22 protein-coding genes are annotated in these 24,761 nt (G+C 71.8%); 5 read left to right on the plus strand and 17 right to left on the minus strand.

Annotated elements, in window-relative coordinates; genetic code table 11:
* The first annotated feature begins 177 nt into the window (after positions 1–177).
* Positions 178–618 carry an ATP-binding protein gene (locus tag PV682_RS01160; protein WP_319723344.1) on the plus strand — a complete coding sequence of 147 codons (441 nt, stop codon included), beginning with the start codon at positions 178–180 and terminating at the stop codon, positions 616–618.
* Here the strand turns inward: PV682_RS01160 and argF are convergent.
* The 6 genes from argF to PV682_RS01190 all read right to left on the minus strand — a co-directional run bounded on the left by argF (position 615) and on the right by PV682_RS01190 (position 9,665).
* Entirely contained in the window at positions 615–1,622 is a 1,008-nt protein-coding gene (gene argF, locus PV682_RS01165) for an ornithine carbamoyltransferase (RefSeq protein ID WP_319723000.1), read from the minus strand. The genes PV682_RS01160 and argF overlap by 4 nt on opposite strands.
* Before the next feature lie 82 nt (positions 1,623–1,704).
* Positions 1,705–2,928 (minus strand): arginine deiminase, encoded by a 1,224-nt coding sequence (locus tag PV682_RS01170; RefSeq protein WP_319723001.1) that lies wholly within the window; start codon positions 2,926–2,928, stop codon positions 1,705–1,707.
* Positions 2,929–3,511: 583 nt separating this feature from the next.
* Complete coding sequence (locus PV682_RS01175) at positions 3,512–6,061, minus strand: polynucleotide kinase-phosphatase (protein WP_319723002.1); 2,550 nt, start codon at positions 6,059–6,061, stop codon at positions 3,512–3,514.
* Positions 6,058–7,542, minus strand: a complete 1,485-nt coding sequence (locus tag PV682_RS01180) for a 3' terminal RNA ribose 2'-O-methyltransferase Hen1 (protein ID WP_319723003.1) — start codon at positions 7,540–7,542, stop codon at positions 6,058–6,060. Before PV682_RS01180 ends, PV682_RS01175 begins: the two co-directional genes overlap by 4 nt.
* A gap of 121 nt (positions 7,543–7,663) precedes the next feature.
* A complete protein-coding gene (locus PV682_RS01185; RefSeq protein WP_319723004.1) occupies positions 7,664–8,581 on the minus strand; it encodes a DUF4232 domain-containing protein in 918 nt (305 codons plus the stop codon).
* Between the two features lie 163 nt (positions 8,582–8,744).
* Complete coding sequence (locus PV682_RS01190) at positions 8,745–9,665, minus strand: LLM class F420-dependent oxidoreductase (protein WP_319723006.1); 921 nt, start codon at positions 9,663–9,665, stop codon at positions 8,745–8,747.
* A 239-nt stretch (positions 9,666–9,904) separates the two neighbouring features.
* Here PV682_RS01190 and PV682_RS01195 point away from each other — a divergent pair, with 239 nt between their 5' ends.
* On the plus strand, positions 9,905–10,066 hold the full coding sequence (locus tag PV682_RS01195) for a hypothetical protein (RefSeq protein ID WP_165854407.1): 162 nt from the start codon (positions 9,905–9,907) through the stop codon (positions 10,064–10,066).
* A gap of 93 nt (positions 10,067–10,159) precedes the next feature.
* Here the strand turns inward: PV682_RS01195 and PV682_RS01200 are convergent, their stop codons facing one another.
* From PV682_RS01200 to PV682_RS01220, 5 genes are all read right to left on the minus strand, one after another.
* Complete coding sequence (locus PV682_RS01200) at positions 10,160–10,639, minus strand: DUF6099 family protein (protein WP_055723608.1); 480 nt, start codon at positions 10,637–10,639, stop codon at positions 10,160–10,162.
* 189 nt (positions 10,640–10,828) lie between these two features.
* Positions 10,829–11,185: a nucleotide pyrophosphohydrolase gene (locus PV682_RS01205; RefSeq protein ID WP_319723009.1), complete on the minus strand. Its 357-nt coding sequence runs from the start codon at positions 11,183–11,185 to the stop codon at positions 10,829–10,831.
* A complete protein-coding gene (locus PV682_RS01210) occupies positions 11,182–12,492 on the minus strand; it encodes an ATP-binding protein (RefSeq protein WP_319723011.1) in 1,311 nt (436 codons plus the stop codon). The genes PV682_RS01205 and PV682_RS01210 overlap by 4 nt, the downstream gene beginning before the upstream one ends.
* A gap of 530 nt (positions 12,493–13,022) precedes the next feature.
* Entirely contained in the window at positions 13,023–13,433 is a 411-nt protein-coding gene (locus PV682_RS01215; protein WP_193555232.1) for a cell division protein SepF, read from the minus strand.
* A 108-nt stretch (positions 13,434–13,541) separates the two neighbouring features.
* Positions 13,542–14,054 (minus strand): YceI family protein, encoded by a 513-nt coding sequence (locus PV682_RS01220; protein ID WP_319723014.1) that lies wholly within the window; start codon positions 14,052–14,054, stop codon positions 13,542–13,544.
* A gap of 116 nt (positions 14,055–14,170) precedes the next feature.
* Here PV682_RS01220 and PV682_RS01225 point away from each other — a divergent pair, with 116 nt between their 5' ends.
* Positions 14,171–14,740 (plus strand): MarR family winged helix-turn-helix transcriptional regulator, encoded by a 570-nt coding sequence (locus PV682_RS01225; protein WP_319723016.1) that lies wholly within the window; start codon positions 14,171–14,173, stop codon positions 14,738–14,740.
* Positions 14,741–15,277: 537 nt separating this feature from the next.
* On the opposite strand, the gene PV682_RS01230 is transcribed toward PV682_RS01225, so the two are convergent.
* Complete coding sequence (locus PV682_RS01230; protein ID WP_319723018.1) at positions 15,278–15,916, minus strand: TetR/AcrR family transcriptional regulator; 639 nt, start codon at positions 15,914–15,916, stop codon at positions 15,278–15,280.
* Between the two features lie 74 nt (positions 15,917–15,990).
* Between PV682_RS01230 and PV682_RS01235 the strand changes: the two genes are divergently transcribed.
* Both PV682_RS01235 and PV682_RS01240 read left to right on the plus strand, forming a co-directional pair.
* Entirely contained in the window at positions 15,991–16,656 is a 666-nt protein-coding gene (locus PV682_RS01235) for a class II aldolase/adducin family protein (protein ID WP_319723020.1), read from the plus strand.
* A 31-nt stretch (positions 16,657–16,687) separates the two neighbouring features.
* Positions 16,688–17,629, plus strand: coding sequence for a carbohydrate kinase family protein (locus tag PV682_RS01240; protein ID WP_319723022.1), 942 nt, complete (start codon positions 16,688–16,690; stop codon positions 17,627–17,629).
* 86 nt (positions 17,630–17,715) lie between these two features.
* Here the strand turns inward: PV682_RS01240 and PV682_RS01245 are convergent, their stop codons facing one another.
* From PV682_RS01245 to PV682_RS01265, 5 genes are all read right to left on the minus strand, one after another.
* Positions 17,716–17,988: a hypothetical protein gene (locus PV682_RS01245; protein ID WP_319723024.1), complete on the minus strand. Its 273-nt coding sequence runs from the start codon at positions 17,986–17,988 to the stop codon at positions 17,716–17,718.
* 163 nt (positions 17,989–18,151) lie between these two features.
* Positions 18,152–21,376 carry a fused isobutyryl-CoA mutase/GTPase IcmF gene (gene icmF / locus PV682_RS01250; protein WP_319723026.1) on the minus strand — a complete coding sequence of 1,075 codons (3,225 nt, stop codon included), beginning with the start codon at positions 21,374–21,376 and terminating at the stop codon, positions 18,152–18,154.
* 92 nt (positions 21,377–21,468) lie between these two features.
* Positions 21,469–22,188 (minus strand): helical backbone metal receptor, encoded by a 720-nt coding sequence (locus PV682_RS01255; protein ID WP_319723348.1) that lies wholly within the window; start codon positions 22,186–22,188, stop codon positions 21,469–21,471.
* Positions 22,189–22,233: 45 nt separating this feature from the next.
* Positions 22,234–23,823 (minus strand): acyl-CoA carboxylase subunit beta, encoded by a 1,590-nt coding sequence (locus tag PV682_RS01260; RefSeq protein ID WP_319723028.1) that lies wholly within the window; start codon positions 23,821–23,823, stop codon positions 22,234–22,236.
* Entirely contained in the window at positions 23,820–24,647 is an 828-nt protein-coding gene (locus PV682_RS01265; protein WP_055723866.1) for an AfsR/SARP family transcriptional regulator, read from the minus strand. Before PV682_RS01265 ends, PV682_RS01260 begins: the two co-directional genes overlap by 4 nt.
* Between the last annotated feature and the right edge of the window lie 114 nt (positions 24,648–24,761).

The raw sequence follows: 24,761 nt of genomic DNA on the forward strand, positions 1-24,761 counted from the left end.
ATAGCAGTGTCACCGGTCGTCGATAAGGCGGTAACAGCGGGATCGGCGTGACGGGCGGGGCCGTTGGGACGGGTAGCTGCCGGTGGCCTCCCCTGGTGCGCCAGGGCCGGAGGCGGCCGTACCATTCCACAAAGTTGAAAGCAGGACTGCCTGATGTCGGACACGGGAACCTGCGCCATGAACGGACTCGCCTTGCCTGAACGACCGCCCTCGGCCTCCTGGCGCATCGCGCTGCCGCACACCGCCGCCGCCGTACCCGTCGCGCGCGCCCTGGTCCGTACGGCGCTGGCCGAGGTCGAGCACGGCGCGGACAGCGACACGGCGGAGCTGCTGACGGCCGAGCTGGTGGCGAACGCGGTCGAGCACACGGCGGGCAGCGAGCCGATAGAACTGGTCGTCCATCTGCTGCCGAGCGGCTGCCAGGTCGAGGTCCACGACCAGGACCCGGCCCCGCCGGGCGAGCTGACCCGCCCCTCCGGCGGCGACCCCGACCCCTGGCAGGAACACGGCCGGGGCCTGCTCCTGATCCGCGCCCTCTCCTCCTCCTGCGGCCACCGGCCGACGGAGAAGGGGAAGGCGGTCTGGTTCAGGCTGGCCGTGATCCCGGTCGGCCACTAGGCCAGCGTCGCCACCAGGATCGCCTTGATCGTGTGCATCCGGTTCTCCGCCTCGTCGAAGACGACCGAGTGGGCCGACTCGAAGACCTCGTCGGTGACCTCAAGGGATTCCAGGCCGTACGTCTCGAAGATCTCCCGGCCGACCTTGGTGCCCAGGTCGTGGAAGGCCGGCAGGCAGTGCAGGAACTTGACGTCCGGGTTGCCGGTGGCGCGCAGGACGTCCATGGTCACGGCGTACGGCGCGAGCGCGGCGATCCGCTCCGCCCACACCTCCTGGGGCTCGCCCATCGAGACCCACACGTCCGTCGCGACGAAGTCGGCGCCGGTGACGCCCTCCGCGACGGTCTCCGTCAGCGTGATCCGCGCGCCGCTGGTCTCGGCCAGCGCCTGCGCGCGGTCCACGATCTCCTGCGCGGGCCAGTACTGCTTCGGCGCGACGATCCGGACGTCCATGCCGAGCAGGGCGCCGGTGATCAGGTACGAGTTGCCCATGTTGAAGCGGGCGTCGCCGAGGTAGGCGAAGGAGATCTCCGCGAGCGGCTTCGCGCTGTGCTCGGTCATCGTCAGGACGTCGGCGAGCATCTGCGTGGGGTGCCAGTCGTCCGTGAGGCCGTTGTAGACGGGGACGCCCGCGTGCTCGGCCAGCTCCTCGACGACTCCCTGCGCGTCGCCGCGGAGCTGGATCGCGTCGAAGAAGCGGCCGAGCACCCGCGCGGTGTCCTTCGTCGACTCCTTCTTGCCGATGTGCGAGCCGGCCGGGTCGATGTACGTCGTCGAGGCGCCCTGGTCGGCGGCGGCCACCTCGAACGCGCAGCGCGTACGCGTCGACGGCTTCTCGAAGATCAGCGCGATGTTCTTGCCGGTCAGGTGCCGCGTCTCGGTCCCGGCCCGCTTCGCGGCCTTCAGCTCGGCGGCCAGCGCGAGCAGACCGCGCAGCTCCTCGGCGGTGAAGTCCAGCTCCTTGAGGAAGTGGCGGCCGGCGAGGGCGGTCGGGACTGTCGCCATGGGGGCGCTCCAGAGGTACGTGAACAGACTGACCTGTGGAAGTCTATACGACGATCAGCATTTCTATACAGAATCCCGTGTCCTATACGGCGTCCCGCTCCACCGGACAGCTCATGCAGCGCGGCCCGCCCCTGCCCCGCCCCAGCTCGCTCCCCGGGATCTCGATCACCTCGACGCCCTGTTTGCGCAGGTGGGTGTTTGTCGTCGCGTTCCTCTCGTACGCGACGACGACCCCCGGCTCCACGCACAGCACGTTGCAGCCGTCGTCCCACTGCTCGCGCTCCGCCGCGTGCACGTCCTGCGTCGCCGTCAGCACCCGGATCTCGTCCAGGCCGAGCGCCGCCGCGATGGCCCGGTGCATGTGCTCCGGCGGATGGTCGGTGACCTTCAGCTCTTTGTCCCCGACGCCGGGTTCGATCGTGTACGACCTGAGCATGCCGAGCCCCGCGTACTGCGTGAACGTGTCGCCGTCGACCATCGTCATCACCGTGTCGAGGTGCATGAACGCGCGGCCCTTCGGCATGTCCAGCGCCACGATCGTCTCCGCCGAGCCCGCCGCGAACAGCTTGTGCGCGAGCATCTCGACGGCCTGCGGGGTGGTCCGCTCGCTCATCCCGATCAGGACGGCGCCATTGCCGATGACGAGGACGTCACCGCCCTCGATGGTCGACGGATAGTCGGCCTGCCCCTGTGACCAGACGTGGAACCTCTCGTCCCTGAACAGCGGATGGTGCCGGTAGATCGCCTCGAAGTGCACGGTCTCCCGCTGCCTCGCCGGCCACCGCATCGCGTTGATGGAGACGCCGTCGTAGATCCAGGCGGACGTGTCCCGCGTGAAGAGGTGATTGGGCAGCGGGCCGAGCAGAAAATCATCCAGCTCCATCACATGGAACCGCACGGAGGCCGGCTCGGGGTGCGCCTCCAGGAACTCCCGCTTGGTCATCCCGCCCACCAGCAGCTCGGCCAGCTCGGCGGACGGCAGCGTCTCGAAGGCGGATCTCAGATGGTCGGTGGCGAGCGGCCCGTACTCCTTCTCGTCGAAGACGCGGTCGAGTACGAGGGTCCGCGCGGCCGGGATCGCGAGCGTCTCGGTGAGCAGGTCGCCGAACAGGTGCACGGCGACACCCCGGTCCCGCAGCACGTCCGCGAACCCGTCGTGCTCGGCCCTGGCGCGCCGGACCCAGAGGAGGTCGTCGAAGAGAAGGGCGTCCTTGTTGGTGGGGGTGAGCCTTTTCAGCTCCAGATCGGGCCGGTGCAGGATCACACGACGCAGCCGCCCGGCTTCGGAGTCCACATGGAATGCCATGTCTCCATCCTGACCATCGGGGGGCGGGTTCACCCGGTTTCGACGGGGGTCTTTCTGCCGGATGGCGTTTTCCGGAGGGACGGGTCGGGGCGCTTCCGGAAGGGGGAAGGCCGTTCCACGGGACGGGTTCCGGCGGGGCGGAGGCACGGGTGCCGTGGCAGCACGGCCGACGGGCTACCGGCGTGGGGAGGCTGACGCCATCGAGGCACCCGGAGGTCCGGACCCGGCGTCATCGAGACCCGCCGCAGGAGCCCGGCTCCGGCTTCTGGGTACGACGACCCTGCCCGCCACCGCCCGCTCGCCCCGATCCCCACGGAACCCGTCCACCGGCCCGGCCCGGTGCGGCCCACCCGGAATCGCACTCCGGCCCGAGCGAGGCGGCCCCGGCCCTGCGGGTCTCTCCTCGCGGCTGCTTCTCATGCCTGGCCCGGGAGACACCCCACCTGAGCCTCCGTGCCCGAGCCCCGGCTCCGGAAACATCTAGCCCGAGCCTCCTCCCCCGCTCCAGTCCTAGCCCCAGTCCCGGAACCATCTCGCCCAAGCCCCGGCCCGGAACGACTCCTTCCGGGCCGGGGCTCTCGGCTCACAGCCTCGGGTCCACCGGCTCCGACTCCAGGGCCAGGACGCCGAACACCGGCTCGTGGACGCGCCACAGGGGCTCGCCGTCCGCGAGGCGGTCCAGGGCCTCCAGACCGAGGACGTACTCGCGGATCGCCAGGGAACGCTTGTGGTTCAGGAAGCGGCCCCGGAGGCGGGAGAGCTGGTCGGGGCGGGTGTACTCCGGGCCGTAGATGATGCGGAGGTACTCGCGGCCCCGGACCTTGATCCCGGGCTGGACCAGGCGGCCCTCCCCGTCGCGGACCACCGCTCCGAGGGGCTTGACGACCATGCCCTCGCCGCCCGCGCCGGTCATCTCCAGCCACCAGTCGACGCCCGCCCGGACCGACTCGGGGTCGGCCGTGTCGACGTACAGGCGGCGCGTGGTCTGGAGCAGGCCCGTCGGGTCGTGCTCCACCAGCCGGTCCAGCAGGGCGAGTTGCTCGTCGTGCGGGAGCGCGGCGAGGCTGCGGCCCTGGACCGCGAGGAACTGGAACGGCGCCAGGCGGACGCCGTCCAGGCCCTCGGTGGGCCAGCAGTAACGCCGGTACGCGTCGGTGAACGCCGAGGCGTCGGCGGCGCGTTCACGCTGCCGGGTGAGCAACTCGCCGACGTCCACGCCGCGTCCGGCGGCTTTCGCCAACGCGTCCAGCGCACCCGGGAACACCGCCCCGGAGGCCGCGCCGACAGCGGCGTACTGGGACCGCAGCAGCCCGGTCGCCTTCAGCGACCACGGCATCAACTCGGCGTCCAGCAGCAGCCATTCAGTCTCCAGGGACTCCCACAGACCGGCCGCGTCGGCCGCCGCCCGGACCCTGCCGAGGATCTCCTCGGTGACCGTCTCGTCGTCGAAGAACGGACGCCCGGTACGGGTGTACAGCGACCCCGTGGGCCCGTCCACCCCGAACCTCTTGCGCGCCGCCTCCGCGTCCCGGCAGACCAGGACGACCGCCCGCGACCCCATGTGCTTCTCCTCGCACACGACCCGCTGGACCCCGCCCTCGGCGTACTGCGCGAACGCCTCCACCGGGTGCTCCAGGTACCCCTCGGCGCGGGAGGTCGCCGTCGGCGCCATGGTCGGCGGGAGGTACGGCAGCAGCCTCGGGTCGATCGCGAACCGGCTCATCACCTCAAGGGCCGCCGCCGCGTTCTCCTCACGGACGGACACCCGCGTCGACCCCTCGTACCGGGTCGTGACGATCCGCCGCCCGTGCACGTCGGCGAGGTCCAGCGGACGGCCGTCGTGGCCGCCCGGAGCCTCGGAGCGCAGCGGCTTCACCGGCTCGTACCAGACCTTCTCGGCTGGTACGTCGACGAGTTCGCGCTCCGGCCAGCGCAGCGCGGTCAGCTTGCCGCCGAACACCGCGCCCGTGTCCAGGCAGATGGTGTTGTTGAGCCAGGTCGCCTCCGGGACCGGCGTGTGCCCGTAGACGACGGCCGCGCTCCCCCGGTACTCCTCGGCCCACGGATACCGCACCGGCAGCCCGAACTCGTCGGTCTCCCCGGTGGTCTCCCCGTACAGCGCGTGCGAGCGGACCCGCCCCGAGGTGCGGCCGTGGTAGCGCTCGGGCAGTCCGGCGTGGCAGACGACGAGCTTCCCGCCGTCCAGGACGTAGTGGCTGACGAGCCCGTCGATGAACTTCCGCACCTCGGCGACGAATTCCTCGCTCTCGCCCGCCATCTGCTCGATGGTCTCGGCGAGCCCGTGCGTGTGCTGGACCTTGCGGCCCTTGAGGTGACGCCCGTACTTGTTCTCGTGGTTGCCCGGCACGCACAGCGCGTTCCCGGACTTCACCATCGACATGACGCGCCGCAGCACCCCCGGGCTGTCCGGGCCCCGGTCGACGAGGTCGCCCACGAACACGGCGGTACGGCCCTGCGGGTGCACCCCGTCCACGTACCCCAACTTGCCGAGCAGCGCGTCCAGTTCGCTCGCGCAGCCGTGGATGTCACCGACGATGTCGAACGGCCCGGTGAGGTGCGTGAGGTCGTTGAACCGCTTCTCGGTGCGGACGGTCGCGGCGTCGATCTCCTCCACGCCGCGCAGGACGTGCACCTTGCGGAAGCCCTCGCGCTCCAAGTGCCGCAGCGAGCGCCGCAGTTCGCCGATGTGCCGTTTGATGACCCGGCGCGGCATGTCGGCGCGGTCGGTGCGGGCCGCGTTGCGCTCGGCGCACACCTCCTCGGGGACGTCGAGGACGATCGCGATCGGCAGGACGTCGAACTTCCGCGCCAGCTCGACGAGTTGGCGGCGGGCGTCGGGCTGGACGCTGGTCGCGTCGACGACCGTGCGGCGGCCCGCGGCGAGGCGCTTGCCGGCGATGTAGTGCAGGACGTCGAAGGCGTCCTTGGTGGCGCTCTGGTCGTTCTCGTCGTCGGAGACCAGGCCCCGGCAGAAGTCGGAGGAGATGATCTCGGTGCGCTTGAAGTGGCGGGCGGCGAACGTGGACTTGCCCGAGCCGGAGGCGCCGACGAGGACGACGAGGGACAGGTCGGTGACGGGGAGTTCGCGTCCCCTGGTGTGCTGCTCGGTCATGCCGCGTTCGCCTCCTTCTCGGTTTCGGTCTTCTGGCTGTCGGTCTTCTGGGTGAACGTCGCCATCTGGGTCGGCGGGCCGACCTCGGGGTCGTCGGGGCCGATCGGCGTGAACTCGACGTCGTAGCCGTGCCGTTCGGCGACCGCGCCGGCCCAGGCGCGGAACTCCTCGCGGGTCCACTCGAAGCGGTGGTCGCCGTGCCGGACGTGCCCGGCGGGGAGCGTCTCCCAGCGGACGTTGTACTCGACGTTCGGCGTCGTCACGAGGACCGTGCGGGGGCGCGCCGCGCCGAACACCGCGTACTCCAGGGCGGGCAGGCGCGGCAGGTCGAGGTGCTCGATCACCTCGCTGAGCACGGCCGCGTCGTACCCCTTGAGCCGCTTGTCGGTGTAGGCCAGCGAGCCCTGGCGCAGGGTGACCCGGGACGCCTGGCGTTCGCCCATGCGGTCCAGCTTGAGGCGGCGGGCGGCGACGGTGAGGGCGCGCACGGACACGTCGAGGCCGACGATCTCCGTGAACCGGACGTCCTTCAGCAGTTCCTTCACCAACTCGCCCTGGCCGCAGCCCAGGTCGAGGACGCGGGACGCCTGCGCGGCGCGCAGTGCGGCGAGGATCGCCTCGCGGCGCTGGACGGCCAGCGGGGTCGGCTTCTCCTCCGCCTCCGTCTCCGCCTCGACCGCGTTGTCGATCTCCTCGACCTCGCTGTCGTCGGTCTCCGCGAGGCGGACCAGTTCGAGGCGCTCCAGGGCCTCCCGGGTCAGGGACCAGCGGCGGGACAGGTAGCGGCTGGTGATGAGCTTGTGCTCCGGGTGCTCGGCGAGCCAGCCCTCGCCGGCCCGCAGCAGCTTGTCGACCTCCTCGGAGGTGACCCAGTAGTGCTTGGCGTCGTCGAGGACCGGGAGCAGGACGTACAGGTGCCGCAGCGCCTGGGAGAGCGTCAGCTCCTCGGACTCCAGGACGAGCCGGACGTACCGCGAGTCGCCCCACTCCGGGAACTCGGCGTCCAGCGCGACCGGTTCGGCGGTGACTCTCCAGCCGAGCGGCTCGAAGAGGTTCCGGACGAGGGCGGCGCCGCCGCGGGCGGGCAGGGCCGGGACCTCGATGCGCAACGGGCGCCCCTGCGCCGGGAGTTCGGGGCGGGCGTGGCACGTCCCCTTCATCGCGCTGGAGAACACGGCGCCGACCGCCACGGCGAGCAGTGAACTCGCCGCGTACGGGCGGTCGTTGACGTACTGCGCGAGCGCCGCGTCCGGGGCGCCGCCCCGACCCTTGCCCTTGCCCCGCCGGACCAGCGCCACCGCGTCCACCTCCAGCAACAGCGCCGCCGTGCAGCGATGGGCGTCCGCCTCGGGGTAGAGGACGTGCGCCGTGCCGTAGGAGGTGGAGAACGTCTGCGCCTTGTCGGGGTGCTTGTGCAGCAGGTAGCCGAGGTCGGTCGCCGGGCGTTCGGGCGTGCCGGTGGTGGTGATGGTCAGGAACATGGGCCTCTCCGGCCGGGTGGAAGGTAGGTGAAAGCGGTCGCACAGACTTTCTCACACCCCGCTTGACCGGCGCCTTTGCTTTATGCGGCCGGTGTGCGGGGGGCCTTGTGCGCAGGGGGTCTCAGCGCTTCTCCGGCTCCCAGGCGCCGACGCCGAGCTGGCCGGTGGTGCCGAGGTCCAGGGACGGGGAGATGACGACAGGGGCGGCGCCGGGCTTGGCGCGGACGCGGACGTAGGGGACGTTCTCCGCGTCTCCGAAGCCGGTGGTGTTGCGCCAGGCCAGTCCGGACCGGGCCCGCTCGCCGGGTTTCAGGGTGATCCGGGTGGGCGGGGCGCTGTCGGGTGCCATGGGGATGTCGCCGGTGCCCTTGAGGATCTCGATGCCGTCGACGGTCCGGTGCTGGTCGTCGAGGAGGGTCAGCTCCGGGTAGCCGTCCAGGACGTAGGGGGTCGTGCCGCAGTTCTCCAGGTGGATGCCGACGACCCTGAGCCCCATCGCCGCGTCACCCCGGTCGGCGTACACCCGTACCCCCGAGGGGGGACAGGCGCCGCCCGTCGAAGGCGCTTCGGCGGTGGGCACCTTGGCGACCTCGACGACCTTCGCCGTGACCGCTCCGGCGACCCCGATGACCTCCGTCGTCCCGGTGACGGTCTTCCCGGGCGCGACCGCGTCCACGGTCACCGTCCGGTTGTCCATCGCCTCGCCGGACGCGGACCGGAAGGAGACGGTGACGGTGTACGTCATCGCCTCGGCCCCCTTGTTGACCACCTCGTACGCGGCCGTGAGCCTCGCGAGGCTGTCCGGCCGGACGACGTAGTCGCCGCTGGGGCGCGGGGACGGCGCGGGCGGGAGGGTCACCGAGGTGACGCGCACGCCGTCGATGCCGGGGTCGGTGACCGGAGAGGCGGACGGAGAGGCCGACGGCACCGAGCGCCCCGTACCGCTCCCCGCCCCGGTGTCCCCCGCCCGTTCCGCGCCGCAAGCGGTGACGGCGAGCAGGACGGCGAGGGCCGGGACGAGGAGCGGGAGTCTGCGCATCGGGCCACCTCACCAGCCGACACGATCACGGGGCTGTGGCGGAAGCCACACCTCCGGTCACAACCGCGTCACAGACCACACCGACCCCGGCCCACCCGCTCCCAGCCCAGCCGCCCGCCGGGCCTCACCCGCTCCCCGGTCCCAGGCCGGCCGCCCCCCGGTCTCAGCCCAGTTGCGTCTGCACCTGCGAAGAGATCAGCTCCAGGTGGTCCAGGTCCGCCAGGTCCAGGATCTGGAGGTAGAACCGCGTCGAGCCGGCCTCCGCGTACGCGCCGATCTTCTCGACGACCTCCGCCGGGGACCCCGCGAGGCCGTTCTCCTTCAGCTCGTCGACCTCGCGGCCGATCGCGGCGGCGCGGCGGGCGACCTCCGCGTCGTCCTTGCCGACGCAGACGACCAGCGCGTTGGAGTAGGTGAGCGCGTCCGCCGGGCGGCCCGCCTCCTCGACGGCCGCGCGGACCCGGCCGAACTGCTTCTCCGTGTCCGCGACGGAGGCGAACGGCATGTTGAACTCGTCGGCGTAACGGGCCGTCAGGCGCGGGGTGCGCTTGGGGCCGCCGCCGCCGATCAGCACCGGGATCTTCGCCTGCGCGGGCTTGGGCAGCGCGGGCGAGTCGGTGAGCGTGTAGTGGGTGCCCTTGAAGTCGTACGTCTCCCCGACCGGCGTGCCCCACAGCCCGGTGACGATCTCCAGCTGCTCCTCCAGGCGGCCGAACTTCTCCGCGGGGAAGGGGATGCCGTACGCGGTGTGCTCCGCCTCGAACCAGCCCGCGCCCAGGCCGAGTTCGACCCGTCCGCCGGACATCTGGTCGACCTGGGCGACCTGGATGGCGAGGACGCCGGGGAGCCGGAAGGTCGCGGCGGTCATCAGCGTGCCGAGGCGGATGCGCTTGGTCTCGCGGGCGAGCCCGGCGAGGGTGAGCCAGGCGTCGGTGGGCCCGGGAAGGCCGTCGCCGCCCATGGCGAGGTAGTGGTCGGAGCGGAAGAACGCGTCGAAGCCGAGGTCCTCGGTCGCCTTCGCGACGGACAGGAGGGTGTCGTAGCTCGCGCCCTGCTGGGGCTCGGTGAAGATACGGAGATCCATGGGGCCATGCTCGCACCTCGCACATCCTTGCGACCGTCAACCCCGCCGGTCACGGGCGCCCCACGGGCTCCCCTCCCGGGTGAATCTCGCGGGCGCCGGGCGCGTCGGGCAGTGACCGGCCCCCGTGATGATCGTTGGGACGTCGGAGCCGGACCGCCCGGCACCCGTGCCCGGCAGGTCAACGCCGGGACGTCACCCGCGTCGGCCCCTTGGAGGGGCCGCGGGCCGAGGAGGCCGTCATGTCCGAGGAACTGGGCTCCGCCGGGCAGCCGAAGGGGTTGCTTCAGCAGATGGAGGAGCTGATGGCGTCGTTGAACGCGGACCTGTCCGCACTGGACGCGGACCTTCAGTCGACCGGGAGTTCGCCGCGGGCGGTGTCCGAGGAGGTCGAGCCCGGCTGACCCCGGCGCACACCTCGTAGGAATCCGGCCCCACACAGGCCGCGAGCCTCTCGCCCGGCCCTGCACAAGGGCCGGCACCCCCTGCTTCCCGGCTCACACCGCGTCCCCCGATCTCTCCGGTAACGCCGCCTCCTCCTTCGCCGCGAGTTTCCGCAGCATCTCCAGGACCCGGTCCCTGGACTCGTCCGCCGCGTCGATGGCCTCCATGCACTGCCAGTACGTCGTCTGGTCGGGGGCCGTGGAGGCGAGGCCGACGAGGGCGATGCCGACCTCGCCGAGGAGGCCGCCGAGGCACAGGAGGGCCTGGCGGGCGTCGTCGAGCTCGGTGAGCTGGGCGGCGCGCAGGTCCTCGGGCGCGAGGTCGGGGGCGTCGAGGACCCCGCAGCCCCGGCCCGCGAGCTCCGTCAGCCCGAGGGCCTCGCCGCGCAGCTCGGGCGGCCCCGAGACCGCGAGACGGCTGCCGATCGCCTGCGCGAGGGCCTGCGCCTGCCACACCTCCGCGAGGAGCTCGGCGCCGTCACCGCCCCTCGCCAGCGCCCACCGGCTCGCCAGGATGAGCCGCACCGCGTCCATGGGCCACCCCCCGTCCGTCCAGGACCCGTTCCTCACGCGTCCGCCTCAACTCACCAGTCCACTACCCAGAGTGAGGGACCGTGAGACGAAAAGCCAGAGGAAGGCGGAAATCTGTGGACAACAAATCGGTTTCGGACGGCTGAACGATTACTCACAGCGATATCGGACGCGCCCATTCCACGACCCTCCTCATTCCGCTTCGACCGCGCCCCCCGCCACCGGGAACCGCTTCTCGTTGCGTTCGATCTTCGCCGCGAGCGCGGCGAGCGGGTCGACGCCGAGGACCTCGCAGAACTGGAGCAGATACGCGAGCACGTCGGCGACCTCGTCCCGTACGCGGTGGGCGGTGTCCGGGTCGGACATCACCCGGGCCGATTCCTCAGGGGTCAGCCACTGGAAGATCTCCACGAGTTCGGACGCCTCCACGCTGAGCGCGGCGACGAGGTTCTTCGGGGTGTGGAACGGCTGCCAGTCGCGGGCGGCGGCGAACTCGGCCAGCCTGCGCTGGAGTTCCGGCACGTCGAGGGGGGTGGTCTCTCCTGTCACCCGTCAAGGTGTACCACCGTGACCCCGCCCGCCCCGTGCGCCCACGAGGCGTCGGGCGAGGTGCCGAGCAGCCGGAGGTGCCCGCGCTCGGCCATCAGCACGGCGAGTTCGAGGAGCGCGTACCGCTGCCGGAGGTCGAGGTGGCTGTCGAAGTTGTCGGCGAGGACCGTCAACGCGTTGAAGGGCGTGGGGAGTTCGCGCGGCGCGTCGACCGTCAGGACGCCGGGCCCGGTGAGCAGGGCCAGCGCGAGGCCGAGGTGGCGCAGTTCGCCATCGCCGAGCCGCGGCAGCGCGGTGGTCCCGCCGCCGCGGTCGAGTACGGCGTGCAGGCGGCCGTCCGTGAGCGCCTCGGCGCGCAGGTCCACGACCGGACCCGCGCATCCGGCGTCCACCGCGACGACCAGGGCGGCGTGGCGCAGGGCGCACTCGGCGCGGGTGCGGAAGACCACGTCAGCGAAGTTGTCGCAGCCGGTCATGAGCCGCCCGGAGCCGGGGCGGACGGGGACGCGCATCGCGTCGGGGTCGGGGTCGCAGAAGAAGACGGACCGCAGGGCGACGACCATCTGCTCGGCGGCGGCGATCACGCGGCGCTGCGCGTCGGTACGCCCGGAGACGCGTAACGGCAGTATCGCGGTGCCGAGTTGGTCGTCCGGGAAGGGGGCGCGCACCCGCGCCGTCGAACCGCCGGTGTGCCAGGCGGCGTCCACGTACGGCCGGGCCGGGTCCCGTAACGCGGTCTCCAGCAGCACCGTGCCGCCCACGCTGAGCCGCTCCCCCACGATCCGCATCCGCGGCTCGGCCTGTACGGCGACGTCGAGCGCGACGGGTCCCTCGGGGCCGTCCGCCGTACACCCGATCCGGAACCCCCTCCGCCCCTCCCCGTCCGCGCGCGCCCACACCGGCACGCACTCCGCCACGTCCGTGAACACCTCCCGCACCGCACTCCCGCCCCCGAGCCGCGACAACGCCGCGTACGCGCGCAGCGCACTGCTCTTCCCGCTCCCACTACGCCCGCTGAACAGCGTGACCGGCCCCAGCCGGTAGACCCCGCGCCGGTGGTTGGCATAGGCGGAGAGCCGCAACTCGGTGAGCCGGGGCCGCCGAACCGACCCGCCCGGCTCCCCGCCAAGAACGGGATGCGGCGGCAGCGCGGCGACGACGGCAGCGATAGCGGATTCGCCCGCCACCCGCCCGGCCCGGCTACGAGGCGGCGGCACCCTCGGCGCACGCAGGGTCCGCGCAACCGCCTGCTGCGACTGGGGCTGCGACTGCGACTGCGACGCACGAGAAACACGGGATACGGCCATGCCGGGACCGTAGGAGTTCCCCAAGGGGGCGAACCGTTCCGCCCACCCCGCATTCCCCCGAACGAGCGACCAGCGCACCGGAATCCGGTCAACGCCACTGACCGAAACCGGCGATGGTGGGACTGTCGGGTTTGTCTGCCAGGCGGAGGTTGCCGGGCCGCGTGAAACAGGGCGGACGCATCATCGAACCCGACGCCGGTACGAACTCCGGCACGGCTGAGAAGACGAGACCTGAGCGGCCACCCGGCGAGAAGCCCCGGCGCACCACGCGAAGAGGTCCTCCCGACAGCCGCAGCCCCGCACACCCGGCACCACTCGCAGTGCCCGGCATTCCGCCGCGCCGGCTCCGGCGCCAGCTCTCGCACGGCGCCGGGGGAGACCGCCTGTCCGGCAAGGTGAACGCGACCGCGCCGGAGCGCCTGCCTCAGCACCCCGGCCTCGCCGGTTCGGCTCACCCGCGCCCGGTACCGTCCGAGGCCGCCCGCCCTGGCCCGCTCACGGCATCGCCGGAGCGCCCGGCGCCCCCTTGCCTAGACCCCCGCCCCCTCCATGATTCCGCTGACCTCGGTCCCTGGAGGCGTGAGCAGGAACACGTTGCGGTCGACCCGGTGCATGCCGCTGGCCAGGCCGAAGACCACGCCTGTGGAGAAGTCGAGGACGCGTTTGGCGACCTCCGTCTCGGCGCCGGTGAGGTCGAGGAGGACCGGGATGCCGGCCATGAGGGTCTCGGCCACCTCTCTCGCGTCCGCGAAGACGTTGATCCTGAGGACCACGAAGCGGCGGCGCGCCTCCGTGTCGGGCTCCGGGAGGGAGCGGTGGTCGACCGCCGAGGGCCACGCGTCGCGCCCCCGGAGCGGCACGACCTGGGCGAGCCCTTCCCACTGCTCATCGGTGACGTCGTAGCGGTTCACCGGCACCCCCCGAACTGACTCGCGTTCCATGCTGCACCAGCCAATTCTTACGCCATGTCACCCGTTCGGCCCAACAGCGACACGGACGGCGACAGCAACGCGCCGGTTCTCACCCCGTTCACACGCTCGGCGCCGGCGTCAGCCCTGGCGGGTGAAACGCAGGGCGGCGGTGATGGTCGTCCGGTCCTTCATCATGCCGAGCTGGTTCCAGTCGAGCCCGAAGTCCTTGCGGTCGATGACGAATTCGGCGTTGAGCGTGACCGCGTCGGCGCTGACGTCGGCGAGGGCGGCGGTGAAGGTGTGCGGGCGGCTGACGCCGCGCACGGTGAGCCGGCCGGTGATGTGCACCTGGTCCGAGCCGCGCGGTTCCGCCGTCCGCACGGCGTAGGTGATCTCCGGGTGGTTGTCGGTGTCGAGGAAGTCCGCGGAGCGCAGGTGGACGTCCCGTTTCGTGTTCTTCGTGTCGATGGAGGCGGCGTCCACGGTGAAGACGCCGGTCGCGGTGCCCCCCTCGCCGACCTCACCGCTGCCGGTGACGCCGGAGAAGACGCCCTTCACGGTGACCAGACCCCACATCGTCTTGTGCTTCAGCTCGACGGTGGTAGTGGTCGGGTCCAGCTGCCAGAGCCCTGTTGCGACGGCGACGGTCATGGTTCACAACTCCCGGTCGAGAAGGTCATCCAAATTTGGACGAGGGAAGCGTACCCAGTTATCCAAATCTGAACAACCCGGTGGGGGAAATCGGCGCCGCCGATACACTCGAGACCATGGCCGCCAGCGAGGAACACCCCACCGACCTGCCCGGATGCCCTGGAAAAGCGGAGGGCGGAGAGCTCCCGCGCGAGCTGCGGAGCTGGATGCTGCTGCTGGCCGCGACCGGCGCGGTGGAGCAACGCCTGCACACGCTGCTCAAGGACCGGCTGGACGTGTCGCACGACGAGTTCCTGGTCCTGTGCCTGCTCGCTGACCGCCCCGAGGGCCTGCGCATGACGCGCGTCGCGGAACTCCTGGGCCGCCCCAAGACCCGCCTCACCTACCAGATCGCCTGCCTCCAGCACGCCGGCCTGGTCACCCGGGGCTCGGTCTGCGGCGACAAGCGAGGCATCGCCGTGATGCTCACGGACAAGGCCCGCGACCTCCTGCGCGAGACGTCATGCACCCTGGCGGCAACGGTCCGCGAAGCACTGAGCGAGGTGATGGGCCCGACCCAGGTGAACGCCCTGTGCGGACTCCTGCCGGACCTGGCGGGGGCCGAGGGCCACGAGCCACGGGACGAAGGGGCGGAGGCCCCGCAGGAGCCGACGAAGGGGGACCGGCCCAAGGAGAGCGTCCGCTAACCACTCCCCGGACACCACCACGCCACCCACGACGACGGAACCGAACGACCGCACGGAACCCGCAACCCACACCACCACACACCCCGGCAATCACCTCCCACCCCATCGACGGCCCCACAGCCACCGCCCCGACAACCACTGGGCCGCCCCCACCCACGGCCACCGCGCGAGGCAATCACCCCCGCGCCCGCCGCGCACGCCCGCAGCCGCCGCGCGAGGCGATCACCCCACCCCATCAGCGCCCCAGTAACCGCCGACCCGACACCCCGCCCTCGTACGGCGGGCCACCACGCAAAGCGACCGACCCCGCTCCTCACCGACCCAGCAACCGCTGGCCCAGCACCCCCGCTCCGCGTACGACGCCCCGCCCATAGCCGCCACGCGAAGCAATCACCCCCACCCCATCGACGGCCCGGCAACCACGTACCCCGCACCCCGCTCCGCGCACGGCACCCCGCCCGCAGCCGCCACGCGAAGCAATCACCCCCACCCCATCAGCGCCCCCACAGCCGCTCACCCAGCACCCCGCCCCGCCCCCTACCCCCCGAGCCGCCCCAGATACGCCCCCAGCAGTGTCTTGAGCTGGCTCAGGAGTGCCGGATCGCCCTCCGGGTCCAGGCGGAACGCCTCCTGGGTCACCGCGTCCGCCGCCAGGAACGCCGTGCGGCAGGCGGTCGCCGCCTCCGGGGTGGCGGGGAGGAGGTGCTGGGCGGTGAGGACGCGGTGCAGGCCCTCGGCCATCGCGGACTTGTGGCGGCGGTCGGCCTCGCGGGTGCCCTCGGTGAGGTGGCGGCCGAACCAGAGCGCGCGGAAGCCGGGCTGGGAGCGGTAGAGCCCGGCGAAGGCGTCGACGAGGACGGTCACGGGGTCGGGCCAGGTCTCCTCCCCGGCGCGCCGCACCAGTGTTTCCATCGCCGTCTCCAGGCGCCCCAGGTACAGCCCGGCCAGCGCCTCGACGATCGCGTCCCGGTCGGGGAGGTACTGGTACAGCGCCCCCACCGACACCCCGGCCTCGGCGGCGACCCGGGTCGTGGTGAGGACGTCGACGCCCTCCTCGGCGAGCAGCCGCTCCGCCGCCGCCAGCACCCGGGCGACCTTCTCCACGGAACGGGCCTGCCGGGGCGTACGCCTGAGCCGTACGCCGGTCAACTCGCCCTGCCCTGCCGGGGGTTCCACGCGTTCTCGCTCCGATCCCGAAAATCCCGAAACCAAACGTGACTTTGTTTCATGTTCAGGTTACCTTTCGCGTCATGACGGAGGCGAATCCGGCCGCACAGGCGCGGCACGCGGTCGCGGAGGCCAGTCGGCGGCTCGCGGACGCGGGCCTGCTGATCGGCACCGCGGGGAACGTGAGCGTACGGACCGACGACGGCGTGGCGGTCACCGCGACAGGCGCGGTGCTCGGCCGGGCGACGCCCGCCGAGGTGACCGTCGTGGACCTCGAAGGCCGGGTGCTGGCAGGGGAGTTGGCGCCCACCTCCGAACTGGAGCTGCACCTCGGGATCTACGAGCGCTTCGGCGCGGGCGCGGTCGTCCACACCCACTCCCCGAGGGCCACCGCCCTCTCCCTCGTCCTCGACGAACTCCCCTGCGTGCACTACCAGATGCTGCTGCTCGGCGGCGCCGTACGGGTCGCGCCGTTCGCGGTGTTCGGGAGCCCGGAGCTGGCCGGTCACGTGTTCGCCGCGCTGGAGGGCAAGTCGGCGGCGCTGATGGCCAACCACGGCGCGGTGGTGCACGGTCCGACGCTGGAGAAGGCCGTGGAGAACGCGCTCCTGCTGGAGTGGGCCTGCGACGTCTACGCCCGCGCCGCCGCCCTCGGCACCCCGCGCGCGCTCGACGAGGAGCAGCAAGTCGCCGTCATCACCGCCGCGTTGAACAGCGGGTACGGCAGTACGCGCGCGGCGAAGCCGTAACGAGTCCGGCAACAGGAAGAGGGAGAGCCCCGTGAGTCAGTCGGTCATAGCGCTCGGCGCCCACGTGTTCGACGTCCAGGTCCGCCCCGTCGAGTCCATCCCGGACGGGCAGGGCGCGACGCTGGTCGACCAGATCCGGTTCGGCCCGGCGGGCACGGCGGCCGGGACCGCGGTGACCCTGGCCAAGCTGGGCGCGGCGGTCCGGACGGCCGGCGCGATCGGGACCGACCCGATCGGCGACCTGATGCTGAGCCTGCTCGGCAGGTTCGGCGTCGACACGTCCCTCGTCGTACGGCGCGACGACGCCCAGACCTCGGCGTCGGTGCTGCCGATCCGGCCCGACGGGAGCCGGCCCGCGTTCCACGTGCTGGGCGCGAACATCACCTACGGCCCCGACGACGCCCCGCACGCCGAGATCGCCGCGTCCACCCATCTCCACCTGGGCGCACCGGAGTTGATGGGCGGGGAGGGGGCTGCGAAGATCCTGCGGCCCGCACAGGAGGCGGGGACCGTCACCTCGATGGACATCCTCGCGGGCGGCGACAGCGGGCTGTTCGACTGGATCGCGGACGCGCTGCCGTACGTCGACTACCTGCTGCCCAACGAGGACCAGGTCGTGGGGTTCACCGGCGCGGAGAGCGTCGAGGCGGGGGCGCGGGTCTTCCTGGAGCGCGGCGTGGGCTGTGTCGCCGTGACGATGGGGGCGCGCGGGGCGCTGGTGGTGACGGCTCAAGAGACCGTGACCGTACCGGCGTTCGCGGTCGACGCCGTCGACACGACCGGGTGCGGTGACGCCTTCTCCGCCGGGTTCCTGCGCGGGATCGGGCTCGGGCGTACGGCCGTGGAGTCCGCGGTGCTGGGGTGCGCGGCGGCGGCTCTCGTGGCGCGGGGGCTGGGCAGCGATCACGGGGACTTCGACCTGGCGGCGGCGGACGCGTTCGCGGCGAACACGCCTGCACTGAAGGGCGATTGACGCCCCGGGGCGGAAGGGGGACCGGCGTTCCGGGAGGGGCGACACGCGCTTTTCGCGGTCTTGCGGGACCCGGTCGCCCCGTCCCCTCACCCCGGCGGCACGGGTGGCGGCAGTGGCGAGGGGGACGGGAAGCGCCCCTCGGGCCCGGCCGGGACCACGGGCCGGACCACCGGCCCCGCCACCATGTCCATCCGCACCACGAACACGCCGTCGCCGTAGACCGGATGGGGCTGGAGGCGGGGGGCCTCGACGGAGGTCGGCCGGATTCCCGACACCGCCCAGCCGAGACCCAGCAGCCCGGTGAGCACGAGGGCCAGCAGTGCGGGGCCGGCCCCGTGGGGCCTGCGGTCGTGAGTCACTTCAGTTCCTGGTCGCTCGATCCGACTGAGACATCACCCCGTGTCCCCAGCCTCACAGCCGGACCCGCCCAAGGGAATCTTGAGACTTAAAGTTGTACTTCTCCTGTACGAACCTTTCACGCCGGCTCCAGCAGGCCCCGGCCGGAAGCCGCCCCGCGTCCGCTCAGACGTTCCGCCGGTACTGGCCCCCCACCTCGAAGAACGCCTCGGTGATCTGCTGGAGCGTGCACACCCGGGCCGCCTCCATCAGCACCGCGAACACGTTGCCGTCCCCGACCGCCGCCTCCTTCAGCGCGGCCAGCGCCTCGTGGGCCTCGCTCCGGTGGTGCGTACGGAACTCCACGACCCGCTCCAGCTGCGACCGCTTCTCCTCCTCGGTCGCCCGCGCCAGCTCCACCGGGCCGGGGGCGGCGGTGCCGGCGTGCGGGTTGCGGAACGTGTTGACGCCGACGATCGGCAGCGTCCCGTCGTGCTTGCGCTGCTCGTACAGCATCGACTCGTCCTGGATCCGGCCCCGCTGGTAGCCGGTCTCCATCGCGCCCAGCACCCCGCCGCGCTCGCTGATCCGCTCGAACTCCTGGAGCACCGCCTCCTCGACGAGGTCGGTCAACTCGTCGATGACGTACGACCCTTGGAGCGGGTTCTCGTTCATCGCGAGCCCCCACTCGCGGTTGATGATGAGCTGGATCGCGAGCGCCCGGCGCACCGACTCCTCGGTGGGGGTGGTCACCGCCTCGTCGTAGGCGTTGGTGTGCAGGCTGTTGCAGTTGTCGTAGAGGGCGATGAGCGCCTGGAGGGTGGTGCGGATGTCGTTGAAGTCCATCTCCTGGGCGTGCAGGGAGCGTCCGGAGGTCTGGACGTGGTACTTCAGCTTCTGGCTGCGCTCGTTCGCGCCGTACTTCTCCTTCATCGCGACCGCCCAGATCCGGCGGGCGACGCGGCCGAGGACCGCGTACTCGGGGTCCATGCCGTTGGAGAAGAAGAAGGAGAGGTTGGGGGCGAAGTCGTCGATGTGCATGCCGCGCGCCAAGTACGCCTCGACGTAGGTGAATCCGTTGGCGAGGGTGAAGGCGAGCTGGCTGATCGGGTTCGCCCCGGCCTCGGCGATGTGGTAGCCGGAGATGGAGACGGAGTAGAAGTTGCGGACCTTCTGCTCGATGAACCACTCCTGGATGTCGGCCATCATGCGGAGGCTGAACTCGGTGGAGAACAGGCAGGTGTTCTGGCCCTGGTCCTCCTTGAGGATGTCGGCCTGGACCGTGCCGCGCACGCTCGCGAGCGCCTCGGCGCGCAGTCCCTCGGCCTCCTCGGGGGACGGTTCGCGGCCCTCCGCCTCGCGGAACGCGTCGGTGCGCTGGTCCATCACCGTGTTGAGGAAGAACGCCAGGACCGTCGGCGCGGGGCCGTTGATCGTCATCGACACGGAGGTCGTGGGGGCGACCAGGTCGAAGCCGTCGTAGAGGGCCTTCATGTCGTCGAGGGTCGCGACGGAGACGCCGGACGTGCCCACCTTGCCGTAGATGTCGGGGCGTTCGTCGGGGTCGCGGCCGTAGAGGGTGACCGAGTCGAACGCCGTGGACAGGCGGGTCGCGGGCTGGCCCTCGGAGAGCAGCTTGAAGCGCCGGTTCGTGCGGAACGGGTCGCCCTCGCCCGCGAACATCCGCGCCGGGTCCTCGCCGTCCCGCTTGAAGGGGAACACGCCCGCGGTGAACGGGAACCGGCCCGGGAGGTTCTCGCGGCGCCAGTAGCTCACCAGCTCGCCGTGGTCGGTGAACCGGGGCAGGGCGACGCGCGGGATCTTGTTGCCGGAGAGGGACTCGCGGGTGAGCCGGGTGCGCAGTTCCTTGCCGCGTACGGTGACGATCTGCTCGTCGCCGGAGTAACTGGCCACGACAGCGGGCCAGCTCGCGATCTCGTCGGCGATGTCGCCCGGCAGGTCACGACGGGCATTCTTGATCAACGGCGCCAGGTTCGCCGCGTCGGACCCCGCCCGCGCCAACTCGCCCTCGACCTCGGTGAGCCGCTGCAACCGCCGTGCCGCGTCCGCGAGTCGGAGGGTCTGCGCGTGATAGGCGCGGATCGTGTCGGTGATCTCGGCGAGGTAGCGCACCCGCTCCGCCGGGACCACCTGCCGGATGCCGGAGGAGTGCCGGACGTCCACGTGCGGGAGCGAGCCCTCCGCCAACGGCAGCCCCTTGTCCGCGAGTTCGCCCCGCAGGTGCTGGTACAGGGCGGTGACGCCGTCGTCGTTGAAGGTCGCCGCCGAAGTGCCGTACACCGGCATGTCCTCGGGCTTCTTGCCGAACTCCTCGCGGTTGCGGACCAGTTGGCGCCCTACGTCACGCAGCGCGTCCTTCGCGCCCCGGCGTTCGAACTTGTTGATGGCGACCGTGTCGGCGAAGTCGAGCATGTCGATCTTCTCCAGCTGGGAGGCGGCACCGAACTCCGGTGTCATCACGTACAGCGAGGTGTCGACGAACGGCACGATCGCCGCGTCGCCCTGCCCGATGCCCGGCGTCTCGACGATCACCAGGTCGAACCCGGCGGCCTTCACGACGTCGATCACGTCGGCGAGGTGCTCGGGGAGTTCGCGGCTCCCGCGGGTGGCGAGGCTGCGGAAGAACACCCGGTTGCCGTCGAGGGAGTTCATCCGGATCCGGTCCCCCAGCAGGGCGCCCCCGCCGCGCCGCCGGGTCGGGTCGACGGCGATCACCGCGATGCGGAGCTTGTCCTGCTGGTCGACCCGGAAGCGCCGGACCAGTTCGTCGGTGAGCGAGGACTTGCCGGAGCCGCCGGTGCCGGTGATGCCGAGGACGGGGACCGTGCGCGTCGTACCGCGCAGCGCCTCCATGAACTCCCGTGGCAGCTTGCCGAGTTCGGCGCCCGTGATCGCGCGGGCCACGGCGAAGCGGTCGCCGGCCAACACCGCGTCCACATCGGCCGGGTGGCCGTCCCAGAGGTCGAAGTCGCAGTCCCGCACGACCGAGTTGACCATCCCGGCGAGGCCCATCCGCTGGCCGTCCTCCGGCGAGAAGATCGTCACGCCGGACGCGCGCAGCCGGGTGATCTCCTCCGGGACGATGACGCCGCCCCCGCCGCCGACCACCCGGACGTGGTCCGCGCCCTGCTCGCGCAGCGACTCCACCAGGTACTCGAAGTACTCGACGTGCCCGCCCTGGTAGGAGGAGACGGCCACGCCGTGCGCGTCCTCCTCCAGCGCCGCGTCCACGACCTCGCGCACGGAGCGGTTGTGCCCGAGGTGGATCACCTCCGCGCCCTGTGCCTGGAAGATCCGCCGCATGATGTTGATCGACGCGTCGTGGCCGTCGAACAGCGCGGAGGCGGTGACCAGCCGGACGGGGTGCGTGGGGCGGTGCAGTTCGCTCATGGGGACCTTCCAGCGACGTACGACCAGATACTTGGACGTCCTACTAAATAGATAGTAGGACGTCCAAGTGAATTCGTGGCAAGCATCGTGCCCTACCTCCCCGCGAACACTTCACGCGCCTCCACCAGCGACGGTCCGTACCAGGTCAGCAGCCGTCCGCTGACCAGTCGCACCTCCACATCGGGGAACATCTCCGGACCGTCCGCCGCCGAGAACGCGTACGGCTCGTCCGGCAGCAGCACCACGTCCGCGCGGATCTCCCCCACCTCCACAGCCGGGTACCGCCCCCGCGCGTCCCCGTCGAACACATTGGCGAACCCGGCCCGCCGCAGCAGATCCCCGGTGAAGGTGGACCCCCCGACGACCATCCACGGATCACGCCAGACCGGCACCGCCACACTCGCCATGACCGGCGGCACCTCCCCCGTCCACAGCTCCCGCGCCTCCCCCAGCCACCCCGGCTCCCCGGTCCGCAGCACCTGCGTGAACAGCCGCTCCAGCGACCCGATCGCCTGCGGAACCGTCTCCACGACGGTCACCCACACCGGCACCCCGGCCTCCCGCAGCCGCCGCACGTCCAGTTCGCGGTTCTCCTCCTTGTTCGCGATCACCAGATCCGGCGAGAGCGCGGTGATCGCCGCCCGGTCCGGGTTCTTCGTGCCCCGGACTCGGGTGACGTCGAGGCCGGCCGGGTGCGTGCACCAGTCGGTCGCGCCGACCAGCGTGCCCGTGGCGGCGAGGGCCTCGGTGAGGGAGGGGACCAGGGAGACGACGCGGCGCGGCGGGCGGGGCAGGTGGACCGGGGTTCCCATGTCGTCGTAGGCCGTCCGGGAGGAGTGGGTCACCCGGGCACTGTGTCACAGGGGGACGTTGCCGTGCTTGCGGTCCGGGAGCACCGCGTTCTTGCCGCGCAGCATCGTCAGGGAGCGGATCAGGGTGCGGCGGGTGTCGCCGGGGTCGATGACGTCGTCGAGGAGGCCGCGTTCGGCGGCGTAGTAGGGGTGCATCAGCTCGGCGCGGTAGTCCTCGACGAGGCGGGCGCGGGTCGCCTCCGGGTCGTCCGAGGCGGCGATCTCCCGGCGGAAGACGACGTTCGCGGCGCCGTCCGCGCCCATCACCGCGATCTCGTTCGTCGGCCAGGCGAAGGTGAGGTCCGCGCCGATCGAGCGCGAGTCCATGACGATGTACGCGCCGCCGTACGCCTTGCGCAGCACCAGGGAGATCCGGGGCACGGACGCGTTGCAATACGCGTACAGCAGCTTCGCGCCGTGCCGGATGATCCCGCCGTGCTCCTGGTCCACGCCGGGCAGGAAACCGGGTACGTCGACGAGGGTGACCAGCGGGATGTTGAAGGAGTCGCAGATCGAGACGTGCCGGGCGGCCTTCTCCGAGCCGTGGATGTCCAGGACCCCGGCGAGGGCGGCGGGCTGGTTGGCGACGATGCCGACGACCTGGCCGCCGAGGCGGGCGAACCCGCACACCACGTTGCGCGCCCACGCCTCGTGGACCTCGAAGAACTCGCCGTCGTCCACGATCTCCTCGACGACCGCGCGCATGTCGTACGCCTGCGCCGGGTCGGCGGGGACCAGCGAGGTCAGGGTGTCGGTGCGGCGGTCGGCGGGGTCGCCGGCCGGGACGTCCGGGGGGAGTTCGCGGTTGTTCTGCGGCAGCAGCGACAGCAGGAACCGGACGTCTTCGAGGCACTCGGCCTCGTCGTCGTGGCAGAACCCGGCGACGCCCGAGGTGGCGGCGTGCACGTCGGCTCCGCCGAGCCCGTTGTGGGTGATCTCCTCGCCGGTCACCGCCTGGACGACGTCCGGTCCGGTGATGAACATCTGCGAGGTCTCGCGGACCATGAACACGAAGTCGGTGAGCGCCGGGGAGTAGGCCGCGCCGCCCGCGCAGGGGCCCAGCATCACGCTGATCTGCGGGATGATCCCGGAGGCGCGGGTGTTGCGGCGGAAGATGCCGCCGTACCCGGCGAGCGCGGTGACACCTTCCTGGATGCGGGCGCCCGCGCCGTCGTTGAGCCCGACGAGGGGGGCGCCGGCGGAGAGGGCGAGGTCCATCACCTTGTGGACCTTGGCGGCGTGGGCCTCCCCGAGGGCCCCGCCGAACACCCGGAAGTCGTGGGCGTAGGCGAACACGGTCCGCCCGTGCACCTCGCCCCAGCCGATCACCACGCCGTCCCCGTGCGGCTTGCGCTCCTCCAGCCCGAAGCCGGTGGCCCGGTGCCGGCGCAGGGGCTCGATCTCGGTGAACGTCCCCGGGTCGAAGAGCAGGTCGAGCCGCTCGTGGACGGTCAGCTTCCCCTTCCCGTGCTGGCGCCGCGTGGCCTCCGGGTCGGGTCCCCGGCTCACCTCCTCCTTCAGCAGCTTCAGCTCAGCGGTGGCCCGCCCCAGATCAGGCGCCGGCGCGGCGGCCAGGAGTTCATCGAGGGTCGTCATTCCCTCAACGTAGGAAGGGGGGCTCGAAGAGGGCTGGAGACGCCCGCCGGCTGGGGGTCGAGGGCCGTGTCGCCCGAGAGGACCGCGTGGTGGAGCTGCTGGAGCGACGGGGAGGGTTCGAGGCCGAGTTCCGTGACGAGGGCGCCGCGCAGCCGCTGGTAGGCCTCCAGGGCCCGCCAGGCGCCGCCGGAGCGGTGCAGGGCCAGCATGAACTGGGCGCAGAAACGCTCGTTCATGGGGTGCCGGGCCGTCAGCACCCGCAGTTCCGGGACGACTTCCGCGTGCCGGCCGAGGTGGAGGTCCGCCTCGATACGGCGTTCCAGGGCCGCCATCCGGTTCTCCTCCAGGCGCAGCACCTCCAGTTCGAGGACGCTGCCCGCGCGGACGTCCACCAGGGCGGGGCCGTGCCACAGGGCGAGGGAGGCGCCGAGGAGGCGGGAGGCGGTGCGGTAGTCGCCGGCGTCGTAGGCGAGCCGGCCGTCGGCGACGAGCTGCTCGAACTCCTGGACGTCGACCTGGCCGGGCTGGACGTGCAGCAGGTAGCCGCCGAACTGGGTGACCAGGACGTCCTTCGCGCCCCGGGCGTCCCCGACGAGGCCGGCCGCGATACGGCGGCGCAGCTGGAGGATGTAGGTCTGGAGGGTCGTGGACGCGCTGCGCGGTATCCGCTCCCCCCAGATCTCGGCCATCAGTGTGGGCACGGTGACGACGTGGTCGGCCTGTAGCGCGAGCAGGGCCAGGATCTGCCGGGGCTTGGCCGCGCTGGGCACCACCGACATGCCCTGTTCCACCGCCGTGAGCGGCCCCAATACCTTGATCTCCATAGCGTGCTCTCCCCTTTCGAGTCGCATCCCCTGGACCCGGGTCCGGGTGTCCCCCACTCGGAGCGTGCTGCGCATGCTCCCATTCCCGCCGGGGGCCGCCCAGTGAGCAACGCA

It is taken from the genome of Streptomyces niveiscabiei (assembly GCF_033794345.1).
GTDB classification, from domain to species: Bacteria; Actinomycetota; Actinomycetes; order Streptomycetales; family Streptomycetaceae; genus Streptomyces; species Streptomyces niveiscabiei.